Source organism: Stenotrophomonas sp. NRRL B-14846, assembly GCF_050473585.1.
Taxonomy (GTDB): domain Bacteria; phylum Pseudomonadota; class Gammaproteobacteria; order Xanthomonadales; family Xanthomonadaceae; genus Stenotrophomonas.
This window is the reverse complement of sequence record NZ_JBFLUN010000022.1, coordinates 1,931,423-1,950,084: the sequence shown is the minus strand read 5'-3', so window position 1 is coordinate 1,950,084 and position 18,662 is coordinate 1,931,423. Positions and strand designations below refer to the sequence as shown.

The following is an 18,662-nucleotide window of genomic DNA, read 5'->3' as shown; positions in this document are numbered from 1 at the left end:
GCCTGAATGCTCACGTCTACGATGTGCGGCGGCAACTCTGGATCCAGGAACCCCGCCCAGGCGGGGTTTTTCAATCGCGCGTGGCGCTCAACCCGCTTCCTCGTACACGTAACGGATCTCCTCGCGGTCATCGAGTATCTGGTACTGGCGCGCCAGGTCATCCGGGTCGGGATTGAGCCAGGCGTCGAGGTGTTCCCTGCGGATCGGTACCACGCCGCGGTCATGCCCGGCAGCGGCGATGTCGCTGGGAGGTGCGTCGGTGATCGTGGCAAACGACAGCAGGCGGCCTTCCGGTCCTTCCCATTCCGCCCAGAGGCAGGCCAGCAGCAGGTCGCGGGGCGGATCGGGACGGAATTCGAGCACCACGTCCTGTTCCTCTTGGTCGTCACCGAGGGTGCGGCCGGCGATGGCGTGGCGTGGCACGTGCTCGTAGAACGCTTGCACCACCACCACGCCATGGCGCAGTCCGAACGCACCCCGCCAGTAACCTTCCAGGCTGTCGCGCCGCGCATTGTAGGTGCCGGGGTACAACACGTCGTTGCGCGCCGGTTTGTCCGGCAGCCGGCACTGGTAGCGCATCGGCTTGATCACGCGCTGGCCGTTCTCGCTGACCATCACCGGTGCGTAGGTGCCGGGAAAAATGCGGTTGTCGCGCGGCAGCAGCTGTACCCGATGCAGGTCTTCCAATCGGGCGTGCGCGCGCTCGATGCGGTTGCCGGCCACGCGCAGGTCATTGCGTGCCTTCTGCGTGGGCCGGGAGGCCAGCGTGGCATGGGCGATATCGCGTCGTTCGCGTTGCCGGGCCAGTTCGGCCTCCAGTGCCTGCTGCTCCTGCGCATGCCATTGCTGGATCTTCGCCACGATGTCGCGGCCCTGTTCGGTACGCGCACCGGCGAATCCGTCATCCATCGCCTTCGGGGTCTTCGGCCGCTTCTTGCCCGGATCGTGTGCGTACAGGTCGGCGAACTCCTCCAGCGACAGGATGGCACCGAACTCGCGTACCAGCTTGGCGTAGTCAGCGCGGATCAGGGCGGAATAGCACATGGGAACTCTGTGGGCCTGGGTCGCAGCGACTGCGACGTGGATGCGGCAGGATAGCCCGACCCATCTGGAGATGCCGCATGAATGATTCCACCTGCCAGTTCCGCGAAGCCGTGCCGACGGTCGAGGACTACTGCCGGTTGCGTGTGCTCGCAGGCCTCAGTGCCAAGAGCCCGGAAGCGGCCATGCGTGCGCTGCCCAACACCCTGTTCGGTGTGTGTGCCTACCAGGGGGCCGAACTGGTGGCGATGGGGCGTATCGTCGGCGATGGCGGCTGCCACCTGCAGGTCTGCGATATCGCGGTGCTGCCGCGGCTGCAGGGGCAGGGACTGGGCAAGGAGGTGATGCGACGCCTGGATGGCTGGATGCAGGCCAGCCTGCCGCCATCGGCGTACGTCAGCCTGCTGGCCGATGGCGAGGCGCATCGGTTGTACGCACAGTTTGGTTTCGCGCCCACGGCACCGGCATCGATCGGGATGTATCGGCGGTTCTGAGCCGTAATCGGGGTGAAGCCATCCACGCATGTCGTGGATCTACCCGGGCCCTGCAGTAGATCCACGCCATGCGTGGATAGGGCCTTCCCAGGAATTGCAGGCAAAGAAAAACCCCGGCCGAAACCGGGGTTTTCAAGAATTGGCGTCCCCACGGGGATTCGAACCCCGGTCGCCACCGTGAAAGGGTGATGTCCTAGGCCTCTAGACGATGGGGACGCACGAAAACTTCAAGTTGTAGATCCTTCGACGGCCTAATGTCGAAGTGGTGGAGCCAAGCGGGATCGAACCGCTGACCTCCTGCATGCCATGCAGGCGCTCTCCCAGCTGAGCTATGGCCCCATGAAACTCCGGATGATCTGCCGGGAGCAGAGTCCGTTTTGAAACTGGCGTCCCCACGGGGATTCGAACCCCGGTCGCCACCGTGAAAGGGTGATGTCCTAGGCCTCTAGACGATGGGGACGCACGAAAAACTTCAAGTTGTAGAACCTTCGACGGCCTAATGTCGAAAGTGGTGGAGCCAAGCGGGATCGAACCGCTGACCTCCTGCATGCCATGCAGGCGCTCTCCCAGCTGAGCTATGGCCCCGTGTTACCGAGCCGCCTATCATACCTGCGTGTTCACGTTTGTGGAAGTCTTTTTTGAACTTTTTTCGTTCCGGTTCAACCGCAGCCACGAGGGCAGGGGAACCGCAACGCCACAACCTGAATGCCGGTAGGCGGTGAACAAAAAAGACCCGGTTATCGGCCGGGTCCTCGTTGTTCGTGATGAGTGGCGTCCCCACGGGGATTCGAACCCCGGTCGCCACCGTGAAAGGGTGATGTCCTAGGCCTCTAGACGATGGGGACGCAATTCTCATCAATGTTCTTTAGCGACCTTTCGACGGCCTAATGCCGAAAGATTGGTGGAGCCAAGCGGGATCGAACCGCTGACCTCCTGCATGCCATGCAGGCGCTCTCCCAGCTGAGCTATGGCCCCACGTCGCTGAGGAGCGAAATAATAGCCTTGCCCCAGGGGGTTGGCAAGCATTTGTTGCACTTTTCTTCACGCGCGTTGCGAGGTGGATGTCAGTCGCCCGGACTCACGCGGTGTCATCGGTCAGCGCCGCCAGGATCGGGCATTGATCCAGTGTGCCGTGGCCGGGGCAGGCGTCGACCAGCTGCGAAAGCGCGGTGTGCATGCGCTGCAGTTCGGCCATGCGCTGCGCGATGTCGTGCAGTCGGGCCTGCGCCGTGTCGCGCACGCTGCCCATGTCGTGCGAATGACGGTCACTGAGTGCCAGCAGTTCGGCGATTTCTTCCAGGCTGAAGCCCAGCGTCTTGGCGCGACGGATGAAGCGCAGCCTGCGCAGGTCCTGTTCGCCGAAGATGCGGTAACCCCCGGCCGAGCGTGCCGCCGTGGGCAGCAGCTGCTGGCGCTCGTAGTAGCGCACCGTATCGATCGGCACGCCGGCCTGGCGCGCCAGTTGACCAATGTTCATGGCGGATTCCTGCGGATGCTGCCGCTCATTGTGAAGCCTTGAGTCTGGTCCAGGGTCAAGGTCCCGTCGCTGACGGCGCATTCAGCGCACTTTGCAACTTTCTTCATAGCCCCGCCGTCGTGGCAGTTCCTACCCTGCGCCTGAACCGGCCGCTGGATGGCCTGCAACGAACCGAGGAGATGGTCTGTGGAAGGATTCAGAAACGAAGGATTCGTCGAGGTCGCGGTGGTCGAGTACCCGGGAGGCGACCCGTCGGCCGCCTCCGTGCTGACTGAGATGGCACATGTCGCCAACCGGCTTGCCCAGCAGCAGCGCCGTCCGTTCAAGCGGGTCCTGGTGACCCGCTGGATCGTGCCGGCCAGCCAGACCGGCGTGCATCGCATTGCCGGCGCGGAGATGCTCGAGGCGGATATTCCCGCCGTGATCGCCGTGCCTGGCCAGATCAGCCAGGGCGTCTGCCTGCGCGCCGATGAGGTGCTGCTGGATTGGCTGCGCGCGCACTACGACGGCGGCAGTCTGCTGGCGGCGGCCAGCGACGGCGTGAGCATGCTCGCGCGTGCCGGACTGCTGGCCGGGCGCACGGTCAGTGGTCCGGACCTCGGGCGTCACCCGGGTCTGCAGGGGCAGTCGGCCAGCTGGGTGCCCAGTGAGCGCGCGCTGGTTGATGACGGCGACCTGCTGACGGTGGCCGGTTCCCAGGCCTGGCGCTTCCTCGCCCTGCGCCTGCTGTACCGGCTGCACGGCCAGGGCGTGGCGAGTTCCGTTGCGCAGCAGCTGGGGATCACGGTGCCGGCGGCGATCCAGCAGGATCTCGAGCGCTTCAGTGCCAACTTCGCCCACGGCGATCGCGACGTACTGAAGGCGCAACGCTGGCTGCATACCACCGCTGCGCGCGGCGCCACGCTCGGTGCGATCTGCGAGATTTCCGGGCTGGAGCCGCGGACCCTGCAGCGGCGCTTCCTGAAGGCCACCGGCCTGCGCCCGATCGAGTATTGCCAGCGGTTGCGTATCGCCAAGGCGCAGACGCTGCTGCAGCAGGGCGCGGGTATCGATGAAGTGGCCTGGGGCGTGGGTTACGCCGATCAGAGCGCTTTCCGCCGCCTGTTCCTGCGCATTGTCGGAATGACGCCGGCCAACTATCGCCGGCTGGTCAACAACAAGCGACGCGAGCGGCCGCTGTTGTCATCGGTGGCGGGCAGCCTGCGCGGGCTGCAACCGGTGCCTGGCATGCAGATGCCGCGCAGCGCTGCCTGATGCCCGCGGTGGGCGTCGCGCTTGCAACCTGGGCGCGACGCTTCGACCATGCAGGCAACAGATGATGGGACAGGTGGGCTGATGTCGAGTGTTGGGCCGGTGCCGATGCCGGTGGTGTTGATCCTGATGTGCGTGCTGCTGGCCATGGCCGTGGCACACCTGTGGCCGCGTCGGAAGGACGGGATGGCAGTGCCTTCCGCGGCAAGCATGGTCCTGGACATGTTGCTGATCGGCCTGCTGTGCGGGCGCATCAGCTTCGTGGCCTTGAACTTCGCGCTCTATCGTGAGGCCCTCTGGAGCATCCTGCAGATCGCCGATGGTGGGTATCACCTCTCGGTCGTGCTGGTTGCAGGCCTCGCCTGGGGTGTTTGGCGGCTGAGGCTATGGCGCGCCTTGCGTGCCCCGGTGCTGGCGGGGGCGCTGGTGGGCGTGGTGCTGTGGGCGGCGGGCAGCCACCTGTTGGCAGCATGGCAGGAGCAGCGCATGCCGCTGCCGGCGGTGCAGGTGACCGATCTGCAGGGGCGCGTGATCGACCTGCAGCAGTTCCGGGGCAAACCGCTGGTGCTGAATCTCTGGGCCAGCTGGTGTGGGCCCTGCCGGCGCGAGATGCCGGTGCTGGCATCCGCACAGCAGACCCATACTGACGTGCAGTTCGTGTTCCTCAACCAGGGGGAAACGCTGGTCGAAGTAGAAGGTTTCATCGCGTCCGAGCGGCTTCGGCTGGGCAATGTGCTGCTGGACGATACCGCTTCCGCGTCAACCGCACTGGGTGTGCAGGCCTATCCGTCGACGCTGTTTTTCGACGCCGAAGGGCGCCTGCGCGAACTGCACCTTGGCGAACTGACGGTGGCGGGCCTTGAACACAAACTGCGTCGGCTGCGGTAGCCTGCGCGGGCATCTCACTACGGAGTTCCCATGTTGTCGACTTCCCTGCGCATCGCTCCGGCGGTGCTGTTGCTGCCGGTCATGCTGGCATTGGCCGCCTGCAGCCAGGCCCAGACCCCGCCGGGCAAGACGGCCGCCGCACCGGCCGCCAGCGCTCCGGCCACTGCGGCCAAGGGTGACCGCCCCGCAGTGCTGAAAGGCATCGAGAAGCACGGCTTCGAAGTCGTTGCCGAGTTCGATGCACCGGGTGGCCTGCGCGGCTTCGCTGGCGTGGTGGGCGGGCAGCAGCCGGCTGCTGCCTACGTCACCGCCGACGGCAAGCACGTGCTGGTAGGCAGCCTGTTCGACGCCGAAGGCAACGATGTGGCCGCCGAGGCGGTGGAGAAGCTGGTCGCCGCACCGATGTCGGCCAAGATGTGGACCAAGCTGGAAGCCAGTGCCTGGGTGCGTGACGGCAAGGCCGATGCGCCGCGCGTGGTCTACACCTTCAGTGATGCCAACTGCCCGTACTGCCACAAGTTCTGGGAAGCGGCCCGCCCGTGGGTCGACGCGGGCAAGGTCCAGCTACGCCACATCATGGTTGGCGTGATCCGCGAGGACAGCCCGGCCAAGGCCGCCGCCATCCTGTCCGCGCGTGACCCGAGTGCGGCGTTGCTGGAAAACGAACACCAGTTCGATCGTGGTGGCATCAAGGCCCTGCCGAGCATCAGCCGCGAGATCGCTGGCAAGCTCGACGCCAACCAGGTGCTGATGATCGAGATGGGGTTCCAGGGCACGCCGGGCATCCTGTTCCAGGACGCACAGGGCCAGGTGCAGCGTCGCGCGGGCCTGCCGCAGGGCGCCGACCTGCAGACGGTGTTGGGCCCGCGCTGATCGCCGCCAACGTCGTGATGTAAGCCACAGGCCCGCATGGCAGCATGCGGGCCTGTTGCTTTTCGTCGCTCCTGCAGAGGCTGCGGGGCTGCGCAGCAGCTGTTCGTCGTCACGTCTGAATCGTGACTGACATCAAGCATCGCGCCTTGATTCCAATCAAGGTCAAAAACGACAGACGGATTAGCCTGTGACGCATGGAATACAGCGTCAACGCGCCATGGATGCCGCGCCAGGCATGCCCTGAACCGGGTCGGTCGGCACAGCCATTCACGACACTCTCACCCCCTGATTGTTACCCAGACCGCTGCGGTCGCCACCTCTCTGGCAGCGCGGCCTTGATGGAGTCGACATCGGTGCGGGTGGGGCAGTGTCATCGTCCTGTTGCCTGTCACGCGCAGGCTGGCCGGTGTCGTCAACGCAGTACCCGCATTTCCAGCAACGGCAACGCAACGTCGGAGCCGCGTCTGCGCGCGTGCCGTCAGCGCGTTGCGAGTGTTTGTCCAGGGAGGATGCAATGCGCTTGGCGGTACTGAGTCTGGCCTGTCTGACCGCGCTGGCGATCACGCCGGCGTATGCGCAGCAGGATGGCCAGGAAGATGCGCGGGCATTGCGCCAGGAAATCGCTGCCATGCGTCAGGCACTGGAAGGCATGCAGCAGCGCCTGGATCGGCTTGAGCAGCGAGAGGGAGCCGAAGCGGCCACGCCGCAGGTGCCGGCGCCGATGGTTGCCGCCGCCAGCAGCGCCAACCTGCTGCATCCCACCCAGGTGCCGGGCGTGGCGCAGCCGGTGCTGCCGCAGCGCGAATCCGTGGCCGACCCCTCAACGGCGGCCTCGCGTCCCGACAGCGCCGCTGGGCCGACCGACCCGGATCTGAAGGGCTTCTTTGCCATTCCCGGCACCGATACGGTGATCCGCATCGGCGGCTACGCCAAGCTCGATGCGATTGCCGATTCGCGTGCGGCCGGTGACGAGGATCAGTTCATTCCCTCGTCGATGCCGGTGGGTGGCAGTCATCGCGATGTCTCCAACTTCAACATCCATGCCAAGCAGACCCGCTTCAGCTTCGAGGCGCGGCGCCCGACCACGCACGGCAACCTGCGCTTCTACCTGGAGAACGATTTCTTCGGCAGCAGTGATGGGTATGAGTTCCGCCTGCGACATGCCTATGGCCAGCTTGGCAACACCTACGCCGGCTACGGCTATTCCAGCTTCATGGACCCGGACAGCCTGCCCGATACACTGGATTTCGCAGGGCCTGGCGGTGCCGGATACCTGCTGGTGGCGGGCATCCACCACAGCTTTGCGATGGGCAAGGGCAACACCCTGACCGTCGCCGCTGAAGACCCGAAGACTGAACTCGCCGGCGCCAGCGACGTCCGCGCGGCAGTCAACCGCCTGCCCGATGTGACCGTGACCGCGCGCATGGAGCGCGACTGGGGCCACCTGCAGCTGGGCGCGGTGGCACGCAGCCTGGCCTACGACGGCGTTGGCGAGCGCGACCGGCGCATGGCCGGCGGCCTGCAGCTGAGCGGCTCGGCCTCAGTGGGCGAGCGCGACCTGCTGCTGTTCGGCGTACTCGGCGGGCGCGGCCTCAGTCGCTACACCGCCGACCTGACCGGCTCCGGACTGGACGCGGTGGTCGGTGCCGATGGCCGTCTCGACGCGCTGGACCTGCACGGCGGTTTCGTCGGCTACACCCATTACTGGTCCGAGCTGTGGCGTTCGAACCTGATCTTCGGCCAGCTGACCCTGGAGCGGAATGCCGCACTGGCGGCCGATGCATTCCGGCAGAGCCGCTACGGCGTGTTCAACCTGATCTGGAGCCCGGCGCCTTCGTGGACGATGGGCATGGAGCTGCTGTACGGCCGCCTGGAACAGCAGGGCGGCGCGCGCGGCGACACGGTCCGGGTGCAGGGCAGCCTGCAATACAACTTCATCAAATAAGCGCCAGCGGTCGTACGCCAGCGTAACCGTCCCCACGCCCGGCTGCACCGGGCTCATGCCAGTACAGGAGATTGTCATGGCAGAAGCAAAGAAAATCGGGGTGGTCGGAGCCACCTTCCTCGTCGCCGGCAACATGATGGGCTCAGGCGTGTTCCTGTTGCCGTCCAGCCTGGCCAAGATCGGTACCGCCTCGATCTGGGGCTGGCTGATCACCACCGCGGGTGCGCTGCTGCTGGCCTTCGTGTTCGCCAAGCTGGGCAAGCTGGCACCCAAGGCGGGCGGCCCCTATGCCTACGCGCGTGACTGGTTCGGGCCGTACATGGGCTTCCAGACCAACACCATCTACTGGTTCGCCAACTGGATCGGCAACGTCGCCATCCCGATCGCGGCGGTGGGCTACTTCAGCTACTTCTTCCCGATCCTGTCCGAGCCGCTGGTGCGCTGCATCGCGGTGCTGGTGCTGGTGTGGGCGCTGAGCTTCGCCAACATGATCGGTCCGGCCTTCGTCAGCCGCGTGCAGACGGTCACCACCAGCTTCGCGCTGGTGCCGATCCTGGGCATCGCCATCTTCGGCTGGTTCTTCTTCGATGCCGACATCTTCAAGGGCGCCTACAACGTGTCGGGTGAATCCAACTTCGGCGCGATTTCCAGCGCTGCAGCGCTCACCCTGTGGGCCTTCATCGGTGTCGAGTCGGCTTCGGTGACCGCCGGCGTGGTGGAGAACCCGGAAAAGAACGTGGCCCGTGCCACGCTGGCCGGTGTGTTCCTGGCCGCCATCGCCTACATCGCCAGCTCCTCGGTGATCATGGGCATGGTGCCGAACTCGGAACTGCAGGTGTCCGATGCCCCGTTCGCGCTGGCCGCGGCCAAGGCGGTAGGCGGCTGGGGCGGTGCACTGGTCAGCCTGTGCGCCTTCATCGGTGCGGCCGGTTCGCTGGGCGGCTGGATCCTGCTGACCGCACAGAGCGCCAAGGCGGCCTCCGATGATGGCCTGTTCCCGAGCATCTTCAGCAAGACCAACAAGGATGACGTGCCGGTCAAGGGCGTGCTGATCGTGGCGGTGCTGATGACCCTGGCGGTGCTGGTCACCTCCACCTCGGAAACCGCGTCGGCCCAGTTCGACGTGATCACGTCGGCGGCGGTGGTGCTGACCCTGCTGCCCTACATCTACTCGTGCGTGGCCTGCTACTTCGTGGTCGAGCGTTCGCACACCCTGGTCCACACCGGTGCGTTCTGGACCCTGACCAGCCTGACCGTCGTGTACTGCCTGTGGGCGATCTACGGCTCGTCGGGAACCATCGTGCAGTACGCCTTCCTGTTCGTGCTGTTCATCACCGTGTTCTATCCCTTCTTCAGCGAGGAGCGCCGCCAGCAGCGGCAGCGCGCCCGCGAGGCATCGGCCATCAGTGCCGGCGCCCAGCGTTCCTGAGTTCGACAAGGAGAATCAACGTGTACTTCAAGTCCCTGGACTATCCGGTCATTGTCATCGACAACGACTATGAGTCGCCGCGCATCGGCGGCATCCTGATCCGCGCCCTGGTGGAAGAGCTGCGCAGCAACGACCAGCGCGTGCTGTGCGGCCTGAACCTGGATGATGCCCGTGCCGGTGCCCGCACCTACGTGGCGGCCTCGGCGGTGCTGATCTCGATCGACGGCAGCGAAGAGGTGGATGGCGAGTTCCAGCGCCTGACTGCTTTCCTGCGCGAGCAGAGCGCGCGGCGCGCCAACCTGCCGGTATTCCTGTACGGCGAGCGCCGCACCATCGAGAAGGTGCCGAGCAAGCTGCTCAAGTACATCCATGGCTTCATCTTCCTGTTTGAAGATACCAAGAGCTTCATCTCGCGGCAGGTGATGCGCGCGGCCGAAGACTACATGAAGAACCTGCTGCCGCCGTTCTTCAAGGCACTGATCCATCACGCGGCCGAGTCGAACTATTCCTGGCATACGCCGGGCCATGCCGGCGGCGTGGCGTTCACCAAGTCGCCGGTCGGCCGTGCATTCCACCAGTTCTACGGCGAGAACACGCTGCGCAGTGATCTGTCGATCTCGGTGCCGGAGCTGGGCTCGCTGCTTGACCACACCGGCCCGATCAAGGACGCCGAGAACGAAGCGGCGCGCAATTTCGGTGCCGACCATACGTTCTTCGTCACCAACGGAACCTCGACCGCCAACAAGATCGTCTGGCATGGCACGGTGGCGCGCGGTGACGTGGTGTTCGTCGATCGCAACTGCCACAAGTCGCTGCTGCACGCGCTGATCATGACCGGTGCAGTGCCGGTGTACTTCACCCCCAGCCGCAACGCGCACGGCATCATCGGCCCGATCAGCCTTGACCAGTTCACGCCGGAGTCGCTGCAGCAGCGCATCGCCGCCAATCCGCTGGCCAGCCAGGCCTACAAGGCAGGCTCCAAGCCGCGCATCGCGGTGGTCACCAACTCGACCTACGACGGCCTGTGCTACAACGCCGAGAAGATCGCCGACGAGATCGGCAGCGCGGTCGACTTCCTGCATTTCGACGAAGCCTGGTACGCCTACGCCGCGTTCCACCCGTTCTACGAGAACCACTACGGCATGGCCAAGGGCAAGCCGCGTGAGCAGGATGCGATCATCTTCACCACGCATTCGACCCACAAGCTGCTGGCTGCGTTCTCGCAGGCGTCGATGATCCACGTGCGCAATTCGGCGCAGCGCAACCTGGATGCCGAACGCTTCAACGAGTCGTTCATGATGCACACCTCGACCAGCCCGCATTACGGGGTGATCGCGGCCTGTGACGTGGCCTCGAAGATGATGGAAGGCGATGCGGGCCGTTCGCTGGTGCAGGAAATGCACGACGAGGCCATCGCCTTCCGCCGCGCGATGCTGCACGTGCGCGACGACCTCGGTCGCGATGACTGGTGGTTCAGCGTGTGGCAGCCGACCCAGGTCGAGCGCAGCCTGGACAAGGGCGATACGCCGGCGCCGCTGGTGGCCAAGCGCGAGGAGTGGTACCTGCAGCCGGATGCGCACTGGCATGGCTTCGAGAACCTGGTCGACGACTATGTGCTGATCGACCCGATCAAGGTGACCCTGCTGACCCCGGGCCTGGCGATGGACGGCAGCATGGGCAAGCTGGGCATCCCGGCGGCAGTGCTGAGCAAGTTCCTGTGGGGCCGCGGCATCACCGTGGAGAAGACCAACCTGTACTCGGTGCTGTTCCTGTTCTCGATGGGCATCACCAAGGGCAAGTGGAGCACCCTGGTGACCGAGCTGATGGCCTTCAAGGAACTCTACGACCGCAACGCGCCGCTGAGCCAGGCACTGCCGACGCTGGCTGCCGACTATCCGAATGCCTACGCCGGCTGGGGCCTGCGTGACCTGTGCGACGCGCTGCATGCGTTCAACCAGGAATTCGCCGTGGCCAAGGTGATGCGTGAGATGTACGTGGATCTGCCGACGCCGGTGATGACCCCGGCCGATGCCTACAACCACCTGGTGAAGGGCGAGATCGAGCGGGTCGACATCGAGCAGATCAGTGGCCGCATTGCGGCGACCATGCTGGTGCCGTACCCGCCGGGCATCCCGACCATCATGCCCGGCGAGCGCTTCGGCGACAGCGACGAGCCGATCATCCAGTCGCTGCGCATCGCCCGCGAGCAGAACTCCCGTTTCCCGGGCTTCGAATCGGACGTGCACGGGCTCATCATCGAGCAGGAGGGTGATGCGGTTTCGTACAAGGTGGAGGTGCTGAAGGCCTGACCCGTAACGGTCGGCCCTTCGGCGAACGATGGATACTGCGCGCGAGCAACGCATCCTGAAGTTCTCGATCGGGGTCACCCTTGCGGTGAGCGCGGTCGGCTTCATCGGTGGCCTGCTGGTGGGATCGCAGGCCATCCTGTTCGACGGCGTGTACAGCCTGGTCGACGTCGCCCTGACCCTGGTGTCGTTGTCGGTGCTGCGGCTGGTGGCGCGGGAGCAGAGCCCGCGCTTCCAGTACGGCTACTGGCACCTGGAGCCGATGGTCGAGGCGCTGGGCGGTGTGATCCTGTCGCTGGCCTGCGTGTATGCGCTGGCCAACGCCGTGATCGGATTGACCACGGGCGGGCACGAGGTGAAGTTCGGGCCCGCGCTGTGGTGGGCGGCACTGCTGAGTGCCAGCAATCTGGCGATGGCGGCATTCGTCGCACAGCGTGCGCGGCACCTGCGCTCCGCCCTGTTGTGGCTGGACGTGCGCGGCTGGCTGCTGGGCGGATTGATGAGCCTGGCGGTGGTGCTGGCCTTCGTGCTGGCGCTGGTCCTGCACGGCGGTGAGTGGCACCACTGGGTGCCGTACCTGGATTCGATCGTGCTGGCGTTGATCAGCCTGGCGGTGCTGCCGGTGCCGGCGCGCAGCGCGTGGAAGGCCATGCGCGAAGTGCTGCAGGTGGCACCGGATGATCTGGACCGGCGCGTGCAGCAGGTGATGCAGGCGTTCGTGGCCGAGCGTGGCTATGCCGGTTTCACCAGCCACGTGGCGAAGATGGGGCGGATGCGCTTCATCGAGATCCATGTGCTGGCTGACCCGGCCATGCCGCTGGGGTCGGTGGGCGAAGTCGACGCGATGCGCGACGAGATCGCGGTGCGGCTGGATGCGCGGGGCAGTACCTTCTGGTTGACCATCGATTTCACGGCGGATCCGGCGTGGACGTGATCGTTGCGCGTGGCGAACCGATCTGTTGCACGGGCGTTGTTTGACCTCAACTCATGTTCAGGTTGCAGACTCACTCGCATCCCCAACGAGGCATGCGGCATGAACCTGCTGACCACCCCCGACCTCGGCCACGGCCTGCTGGAACTGTTCAATCCTGCGGGGCTTTACGACCCTTCGGCCAATGGCTACTCGCACGTGGCCGTGGTACGCCTTCCCGCCCGGGTGATCCATATCGCCGGGCAGGGCGGTGAGGATGCCGATGGCCATCTCTCCCCCGGTTTCGAGGAACAGGTCGAGCAGGCACTGGACAACCTGCAGATTGCATTGGGTTCGGCGCAGGCCAGCCTGGCCGATGTCGCACGGTTGCGCATCCTGGTGGTCGACCACGACGAGGACCGGCTGGGCATCATCGCCCGTCAGGTGCGGCGGCGTTGGCCTAACCGCGCGGCGCCGACCTGCACCCTGATTCCCGTGCCGCGGCTGGCGCTGGACGGCATGCTGTTCGAGATCGAGGCGGAGGCCTATGCCGCCTAGCGCAGGTAGTACTCCACCGGCACCACCAGTTCCTGCGGTGCCTTCATTTCCACGGGAATGGGCGGCAGCGGCTGCGCGCGGCGGAACGTCTGCAGCGCGGCATCGTCGAGCATCGGTTGGCCACTGGACTGCTCCAACCGCAGCGCCAGCAGGCGTCCCTCGCGATCGATGCTGGCCCTGACCCAGGCGGTCCCCTGCTGCCGGCGCGAGCGCGCGGCGGCGGGGTAGTAGCGGTAACGCTCCAGCCGCGCCATCAGGCGGGCTTCCCACTGGTCGCTGGCGGCGCCGGCCTGGAAGTCCGCCGGTGGTGCGTCGGGAGCGGGCGGCGCGGCCGTGATCGATGCCGGTGCGGGACTTGCATTGGTCACGGCCGCAGGCGGGGCGACCGGCAGGGCTTGCCGGCCAGGGCCACCGCGTTCGCTGGCGGCCACCTCGCCCTCGCGTGCGGCGGTGGGCTTCGGTGGCGGGGGCGACTTCGTTGGTTGCGATGCGCGCGCCTGCTGCGCCTGGCTCGGGGTCTCGGCCTGGCGTTCTTCCACTGGCTGGGGCGGCGTCGCCGGCGCCAGCAGGCGCAGGCTGATGCGCACGTCCTGCTCAGGCGGCGGCAGCAACGGCGGCGTGGCCACCCAGTGCACCAACAGCAGCAGGGGCAACAGGTGCAGGCCGATGCTGATGGCGATCGCCTGCCAGTGGTGGCCGCGCTCACTCATCGTCCAGCACCCATAGCAGGTCGGCGTCGGCCGCATCGACGGTTTCACCCGGCGAGGCGAGTGCGATCACCAGCGCCGGCGTGTCCGCTGGCAGGTAGCCCGGGACGCCGGTACCGCGCAGTACATGCCAGCGACCAGCCACCAGCAGCGCGGGCACGGGTGCTGCGGTCAGCACCTGTGCCATGCGCGTGTCGCGGGCCTGTTGCACGGCCAGCATCCCTTCCAGCATCGGTGCTGCGTCCGCATGCTGGGTCAGCACCACGGCCGACAGGCGATGCCGGGCAGCGGGCACCGGGAACCGCACTGCATCCGCGGACGCCAGGCGGGCGTTGACCTCGGCGCGCGCGAGATTGCCGCCGAACAAGGGGATGCTGGCAGCGGTGGCGTCCTGCACCAGCCCCCCATAGGCGATCCACGGCCAGCGCGTATCCCAGCCCAGCAGCTCCTGCAGGCGCGCACCGTCGGCATGGTTGCCCTTGGCCAGCCAGCGCTGCACCCGCTGCAGGCGTGGCTGGCGTTCGCTGGCAATCATCTCCAGCACCAGCGCGCCTTGTGGACGCTGCTGCTGCAGCGCGTGCAGCAGCCAGCGCTGGGCGGCGTGGTCACCGGCCAGGTCGTGGCGTTCGCCCAGCAGCAGTCGCGGGACGTCCGCTGCGCGCTTCACGAATGCCGCTTCGTCCAGGTGCTGGCCACTGGCCAGGTCAATCACCGTGCCTGGCATTGGCTGCGCGCTGGCCATTGCGGCCAGCGCAAGCAGGCACAGTGGCAGCCAGCGACGGCTAGAACGCCACATTGACGCCCATCGAGACAGTGCGGCCACGGCCGTTGCCGCGGTCCAGGATCGGGCTGAAGATGCTGTCGATCGAGGCATTGTTGTCATAGGCCTTGTTCTGCAGGTTTTCGATGTTCAGCCACAGCGTGGTGTTGGGCTGGGGCTTGAAGCTGGCGTAGAAGTCGAGCAGTACACCGGTACCGCCGGTCTTGCGGGTCTGGAAGAAGTCGTAGCCTTCTTCGGTGGGCCCGGAGTATTCGGCGCGCAGGCCGACCTGCACGCGCTGCTGCCACCAGCGGCCGCCCACGTCCAGCGTCCAGTAGCGGTCGGGCAGGGCGGTGATGTCTTCCAGGTTGACGAATTCGATGGCGGGCGCGCTGGTGTGCGAACGGGTCCAGCTCAGCGTGGCGTGGTAGTGCTCGCTGGCGTAGTGCGCTTCCAGCTCGATACCGCGCATGCGCACCACGCCCGGGTGGTTCATCCAGCGCGTGGTGGTGCTGAAGTCGTCCACGTCCAGCGCATCGGTCCAGGCAGTGAGCTGCGGATCGCTGTCGATCGGTACCACGAAAGGCTCCACTTCCGGCGGATGCACGATCAGCAGGTATTGCGGCTTGATGTAGTCGCGGATGCGGTTGTCGAAGCGGGTGACGCGCAGCTGGGCCAGGTCGCCGTCAACCAGCAGCGAGTCGGTGCTGAGGTTGGCGCCGAACTGCAGGTTGCGCGAGCGCTCACGGCGCAGGAACGGGTTGGCACCCACGCCGTCGGCATCGCTCATGCCTTCCAGCGGGATTTTCTCGAAGAACATCTCCTGCACGCGCGGCGGGCGCGATGTGCGCGAGGCTTCGGCAAACAGCTGCAGCCAGTCGGTGGCCTGCCACGAAACCGCCAGGCTGGGGCTGAGCGCGTGCTGGGTGCGGCGTACGTCGATACCGCCGCCGTTGATCTCGGCGCACTGGCCGGGGACATCCGAGCACACCGGGACGTGGCCACGGATGCCATAGCGATCCTGGCGCAGGCCTGCGGTCAGCGCGTAGACGTCGTACTGCAGTTCCAGCGTGCTGAACACGCTGTCCAGCTGGCTGCGACCCTGGGGGTTGGCGCCGCGCAGGGTCGGAGTGTCGGCCACGTAGATGTCCGACTGGTGCTTGATGCCGGTGTTCCAGCGCGCCTGCAGTGCGCCGATGTCGAAGCGGCTGGTGTTGTCGAGCGTCCAGCTGCTCAGGCTGCTGTGGGTGCGGCGGCCGATGTAGCTGGAGTCCTCCACCGGCGGATAGAACAGCCGGGTCTTGTTGCTGGCGAAGGTCGCACGCAGGTCGATCCACGGCGTGTAGGGCGTGTAGTGGTAGCTGGCACGCTGGTTGCGCGCGGAAATCTGCCACGGATAGTTGTGGTAGAAGTCGTTTTCATAACGCATGTGGCTCAGGTCCAGCCGATGCTGGTCACTGGGCTGCAGGCGTGCTTTCAACAGCCAGCTGCTGGGTTGCTGGCTGCCGGGGTCGGCATTGTTCTTCTGCCCGCGTGCCGTGGCGTACTCGCCGCTGCGACTGCTGCTGGCGGCGGCCAGCAGGCCGAACTGGCGGTCACCACCGTCTTCGCTGTGGCGCCACGCGCCAGCGAAGGTGCGGCCGCTGCCATAGCCGTTGTTGCCATGGCGATAGCCCGCACGCAGGCCCCAGTCACGGCCTTCGCCGAGCAGGTCGTCGATGTCCAGCGTGCGGAAGTTGGCACTGCCGGCCAGCGTGCCGGCGCCATCACCGCCGGCCACCGCACCGCGCTGCACGTCCACGCCGGCCAGCAGGAACGGGTCGACATAGGCGAACGGGCCGCCCGAGCCATGCCCGGCGTTGTTGCGGAAGGTCTGGGTGACACCATCGATCATGGTGTTGACCCGGCCGGCGCCGGTCATGCCGCGGATGTTGACCTGCAGGCCAGGTTGGCTGCGCGAATGGAAACTGTGGGTGCCGGGCATCGAACGCAGCAGGCTGTTGCCGTCCTGGCGTTCGGCCATCGCCACGCGCTCGCTGCCGACCGCCGGCGCGAAGCCATCGCGCGTGGCCGGCACATACTGGCTGGCGCCTGCACCGGGGGAATGACCCTGCGCGGTATCGCCCTGTACGCGCAGCGGGCCGGTTTGACGGCTGCCATCGGCGGGTTCGGCCGGCGCCGGTTCCAGAGTGGCGCGGCGTGCGTCGAGGAAGCGGGGACGCAGGCCGCTGCCGGCCAGCAGGCGCGACAGGGCCTGAGCGTCGTCGAACTGTCCGCGCAGCGCCGGCGCTGTCTGGCCGCCCGGCAGTGCCGCACCGATCACCAGGTCGACACCGGTCAACCGGCTGTAGGCGTCCAGTGCGCTGGCCAGCGGTTGTGCAGGAAGATCGAAGTGGCGGGTGGCGGCCTGCGCGTGTGCGCTGGCGGACAACAACGTAAGCGGACTGGCGCAGGCCAGTGAAAGGGCGAGGACAAGGGGGCGGTGAAACAGCATCGGGGGCTCCAGGGGCTGACGCAGTGCGTCGTCATCCTGGGTAGACGCAGCGGCAGGGCCGATGTCAGGGTGCATCGCGATGTCCCTTGCGTGGTGGCAGCCACACCTGCACGCCCGCGCCCAGGCGGAGCACGCGCACATGCAGCTGCGTGGCCAGCTGGTCACGGCTGCGCGCCGCACCGTCGGCGCTGCCGAGCAGGGTGACCGGCTGCTGGCGCAGGTGTGCGCCGATGATCCAGGTATGGCCGCCATGCCAGCGATCCAGGTCCTGGGTGACGTCGGCCAGGGGCGTGGAGATCCAATGCAGGCGACGTTCGCGCCAGGCCAGCGCACTGTGGCTGGCAGCCTGGCTGACGGTCGCTGCCTGTCCATCGAAGCGCAGCTGCTGTCCTTCGATGGCCAGCTCACTGCGGCTGCCGCTATCCACGCGGACGCGATGCTCGGTGACGGTGACCACGCTGTCGTTGTCCTGCACGGCAAGGTCGAAGGCCGTGCCGAGCGCGGTGACCGTGCCGTGCGTCGTATGCACCTGGAATGGATGCTGCGCATCGGCGGCTACCTTGAACCAGGCCTGGCCGTGCTGCAGCTGCAGCTGCCGGCGCTGTGCATCGATGCGGACATGGACTTCGCTGCCTGGCGAGAGCAGCACGTGCGAGCCATCCGGCAGGACTTCTTCGCGGATCTCGCCCGCCGCCGTGCGCATCACCTGGGCGGCGGGTGGCGCGGCCTGGCGGGTATACAGGCCCAAGGCACAGAGCAGCAGCACGGCAGTGCCAGCGTCGCGCAGGCGCCGGCGCTGCCGCTTGCGCTGGTGCCGCTGCAGGCTGGGCGTCGCGTCACCGGCCTGCCAGAGCGCCTGCAGGTGCTGGTACTGCGCGGCGTGGCGGCAATCGGCGTGGTACCACTGGTTGAAGGCGCGCTCGTCGCGGCCACCGTCGTGGCCGTCCAGCCACCAACGCGCGGCCTCGCGCGCGATCGCTTCCTGGCTCATGCGCCGGGTACCTGCTGCAGCGCCACCAGCGCACGCAGCAGATGGCCGTGCGCGGTCTGACGGCTGATGCCGAGCTGGCGGCCGATCTCGGCCAGTGCCATCTGCTCCACGCGGGCCAGCAGGAATACCTGGCGCGAGCGCGGTGGCAGCGCGGCGATGATCGCATCGAGATGGCGCAGCTGTTCGGCGTCCAGCAGGCGCTGCTCCGGCAGCGGTGCAGGATCGGCGAGGACGTGCAGTTGCGCGTCATCCAGCGCTTCCTCACGACGGCGCTGGCGTTGCCGGTAGTGATCAGCGATCAGATTGTGGGCGACGCGGTACAGGTAGGCACGGCCGTTGCTCAGCAGGCCGCTGGCGGCGAGCTTGACGACGCGCAGCCAGGTTTCCTGGACGACGTCATCGGCGTCGCTGCGTTGCGGGAGTTTGCGGCGGACATGGGCGTGCAGCGGCCGGTAATGGGCCGCGCACAGCTGCGCGACATCCGTCGGTTCGACAGGCGTGGACACGGGGCGGGCGACAACTGGGAAAGGGAACAGCC

The 18,662-nt window shown here is 66.7% G+C and carries 16 protein-coding genes and 6 tRNA genes; 9 read left to right on the top strand and 13 right to left on the bottom strand.

Features of this window, described 5'->3' with window-relative positions; all coding sequences use genetic code 11:
* Positions 1–87 precede the first annotated feature (87 nt).
* Positions 88–1,044 (bottom strand): SOS response-associated peptidase family protein, encoded by a 957-nt coding sequence (locus AB1281_RS11220; protein WP_430345937.1) that lies wholly within the window; start codon positions 1,042–1,044, stop codon positions 88–90.
* Positions 1,045–1,121: 77 nt separating this feature from the next.
* Here AB1281_RS11220 and AB1281_RS11215 point away from each other — a divergent pair, with 77 nt between their 5' ends.
* A complete protein-coding gene (locus tag AB1281_RS11215) occupies positions 1,122–1,535 on the top strand; it encodes a GNAT family N-acetyltransferase (RefSeq protein WP_075677771.1) in 414 nt (137 codons plus the stop codon).
* A 140-nt stretch (positions 1,536–1,675) separates the two neighbouring features.
* Here AB1281_RS11215 and AB1281_RS11210 read toward each other — a convergent pair.
* The 7 genes from AB1281_RS11210 to AB1281_RS11180 form a co-directional block, all read right to left on the bottom strand.
* Positions 1,676–1,751, bottom strand: a tRNA-Glu gene (locus AB1281_RS11210).
* A gap of 47 nt (positions 1,752–1,798) precedes the next feature.
* A tRNA-Ala gene (locus tag AB1281_RS11205) sits at positions 1,799–1,874 on the bottom strand.
* A 45-nt stretch (positions 1,875–1,919) separates the two neighbouring features.
* A tRNA-Glu gene (locus AB1281_RS11200) sits at positions 1,920–1,995 on the bottom strand.
* Between the two features lie 49 nt (positions 1,996–2,044).
* Positions 2,045–2,120 (bottom strand) — tRNA-Ala (locus AB1281_RS11195).
* A gap of 184 nt (positions 2,121–2,304) precedes the next feature.
* Positions 2,305–2,380, bottom strand: a tRNA-Glu gene (locus tag AB1281_RS11190).
* Positions 2,381–2,434: 54 nt separating this feature from the next.
* Positions 2,435–2,510 (bottom strand) — tRNA-Ala (locus AB1281_RS11185).
* 103 nt (positions 2,511–2,613) lie between these two features.
* Complete coding sequence (locus AB1281_RS11180; protein WP_197621954.1) at positions 2,614–3,012, bottom strand: heavy metal-responsive transcriptional regulator; 399 nt, start codon at positions 3,010–3,012, stop codon at positions 2,614–2,616.
* 186 nt (positions 3,013–3,198) lie between these two features.
* On the opposite strand from AB1281_RS11180, the gene AB1281_RS11175 reads away from it, so the two are divergent.
* The 8 genes from AB1281_RS11175 (at position 3,199) to AB1281_RS11140 (ending at position 13,172) form a co-directional block, all read left to right on the top strand.
* Complete coding sequence (locus AB1281_RS11175) at positions 3,199–4,266, top strand: GlxA family transcriptional regulator (RefSeq protein ID WP_014037593.1); 1,068 nt, start codon at positions 3,199–3,201, stop codon at positions 4,264–4,266.
* 81 nt (positions 4,267–4,347) lie between these two features.
* The gene (locus tag AB1281_RS11170) at positions 4,348–5,151 is read left to right on the top strand and encodes a redoxin family protein (protein WP_430346994.1); all 804 of its coding nucleotides are present in this window, start codon (positions 4,348–4,350) and stop codon (positions 5,149–5,151) included.
* A gap of 30 nt (positions 5,152–5,181) precedes the next feature.
* Positions 5,182–6,024 carry a thiol:disulfide interchange protein DsbG gene (gene dsbG / locus AB1281_RS11165; RefSeq protein WP_049444457.1) on the top strand — a complete coding sequence of 281 codons (843 nt, stop codon included), beginning with the start codon at positions 5,182–5,184 and terminating at the stop codon, positions 6,022–6,024.
* A 514-nt stretch (positions 6,025–6,538) separates the two neighbouring features.
* Positions 6,539–7,969: a DcaP family trimeric outer membrane transporter gene (locus AB1281_RS11160; RefSeq protein ID WP_430345936.1), complete on the top strand. Its 1,431-nt coding sequence runs from the start codon at positions 6,539–6,541 to the stop codon at positions 7,967–7,969.
* 76 nt (positions 7,970–8,045) lie between these two features.
* Entirely contained in the window at positions 8,046–9,398 is a 1,353-nt protein-coding gene (gene adiC / locus AB1281_RS11155) for an arginine/agmatine antiporter (protein WP_014037589.1), read from the top strand.
* A 20-nt stretch (positions 9,399–9,418) separates the two neighbouring features.
* A complete protein-coding gene (locus AB1281_RS11150) occupies positions 9,419–11,707 on the top strand; it encodes an Orn/Lys/Arg decarboxylase N-terminal domain-containing protein (RefSeq protein WP_430345935.1) in 2,289 nt (762 codons plus the stop codon).
* Between the two features lie 28 nt (positions 11,708–11,735).
* Entirely contained in the window at positions 11,736–12,638 is a 903-nt protein-coding gene (locus tag AB1281_RS11145; RefSeq protein ID WP_430345934.1) for a cation diffusion facilitator family transporter, read from the top strand.
* 99 nt (positions 12,639–12,737) lie between these two features.
* Positions 12,738–13,172 (top strand): RidA family protein, encoded by a 435-nt coding sequence (locus tag AB1281_RS11140; RefSeq protein ID WP_014037586.1) that lies wholly within the window; start codon positions 12,738–12,740, stop codon positions 13,170–13,172.
* Here AB1281_RS11140 and AB1281_RS11135 read toward each other — a convergent pair.
* From AB1281_RS11135 to AB1281_RS11115, 5 genes are all read right to left on the bottom strand, one after another.
* The gene (locus tag AB1281_RS11135; protein WP_430345933.1) at positions 13,169–13,882 is read right to left on the bottom strand and encodes an energy transducer TonB family protein; all 714 of its coding nucleotides are present in this window, start codon (positions 13,880–13,882) and stop codon (positions 13,169–13,171) included. The two genes, AB1281_RS11140 and AB1281_RS11135, sit on opposite strands and share 4 nt — an antisense overlap.
* The gene (locus tag AB1281_RS11130; RefSeq protein WP_430345932.1) at positions 13,875–14,675 is read right to left on the bottom strand and encodes a ChaN family lipoprotein; all 801 of its coding nucleotides are present in this window, start codon (positions 14,673–14,675) and stop codon (positions 13,875–13,877) included. Before AB1281_RS11130 ends, AB1281_RS11135 begins: the two co-directional genes overlap by 8 nt.
* Positions 14,662–17,133, bottom strand: a complete 2,472-nt coding sequence (locus AB1281_RS11125; RefSeq protein ID WP_430345931.1) for a TonB-dependent receptor domain-containing protein — start codon at positions 17,131–17,133, stop codon at positions 14,662–14,664. The genes AB1281_RS11130 and AB1281_RS11125 overlap by 14 nt, the downstream gene beginning before the upstream one ends.
* Before the next feature lie 64 nt (positions 17,134–17,197).
* Positions 17,198–18,124, bottom strand: coding sequence for a FecR family protein (locus AB1281_RS11120; protein WP_430345930.1), 927 nt, complete (start codon positions 18,122–18,124; stop codon positions 17,198–17,200).
* Positions 18,121–18,630, bottom strand: coding sequence for an RNA polymerase sigma factor (locus AB1281_RS11115; RefSeq protein WP_430345929.1), 510 nt, complete (start codon positions 18,628–18,630; stop codon positions 18,121–18,123). The genes AB1281_RS11120 and AB1281_RS11115 overlap by 4 nt, the downstream gene beginning before the upstream one ends.
* Positions 18,631–18,662: the final 32 nt, after the last annotated feature.

Bases quoted from the DNA above. Each gene is read 5' to 3' on its own strand.
- AB1281_RS11215 (WP_075677771.1), top strand. From the start codon at position 1,122: ATGAATGATTCCACCTGCCAGTTCCGCGAAGCCGTGCCGACGGTCGAG.
- AB1281_RS11125 (WP_430345931.1), bottom strand. From the start codon at position 17,133: ATGCTGTTTCACCGCCCCCTTGTCCTCGCCCTTTCACTGGCCTGCGCC.
- dsbG (WP_049444457.1), top strand. From the start codon at position 5,182: ATGTTGTCGACTTCCCTGCGCATCGCTCCGGCGGTGCTGTTGCTGCCG.
- adiC (WP_014037589.1), top strand. From the start codon at position 8,046: ATGGCAGAAGCAAAGAAAATCGGGGTGGTCGGAGCCACCTTCCTCGTC.
- AB1281_RS11160 (WP_430345936.1), top strand. From the start codon at position 6,539: ATGCGCTTGGCGGTACTGAGTCTGGCCTGTCTGACCGCGCTGGCGATC.
- AB1281_RS11180 (WP_197621954.1), bottom strand. From the start codon at position 3,012: ATGAACATTGGTCAACTGGCGCGCCAGGCCGGCGTGCCGATCGATACG.
- AB1281_RS11145 (WP_430345934.1), top strand. From the start codon at position 11,736: ATGGATACTGCGCGCGAGCAACGCATCCTGAAGTTCTCGATCGGGGTC.
- AB1281_RS11140 (WP_014037586.1), top strand. From the start codon at position 12,738: ATGAACCTGCTGACCACCCCCGACCTCGGCCACGGCCTGCTGGAACTG.
- AB1281_RS11135 (WP_430345933.1), bottom strand. From the start codon at position 13,882: ATGAGTGAGCGCGGCCACCACTGGCAGGCGATCGCCATCAGCATCGGC.
- AB1281_RS11170 (WP_430346994.1), top strand. From the start codon at position 4,348: ATGTCGAGTGTTGGGCCGGTGCCGATGCCGGTGGTGTTGATCCTGATG.
- AB1281_RS11220 (WP_430345937.1), bottom strand. From the start codon at position 1,044: ATGTGCTATTCCGCCCTGATCCGCGCTGACTACGCCAAGCTGGTACGC.
- AB1281_RS11130 (WP_430345932.1), bottom strand. From the start codon at position 14,675: ATGTGGCGTTCTAGCCGTCGCTGGCTGCCACTGTGCCTGCTTGCGCTG.
- AB1281_RS11120 (WP_430345930.1), bottom strand. From the start codon at position 18,124: ATGAGCCAGGAAGCGATCGCGCGCGAGGCCGCGCGTTGGTGGCTGGAC.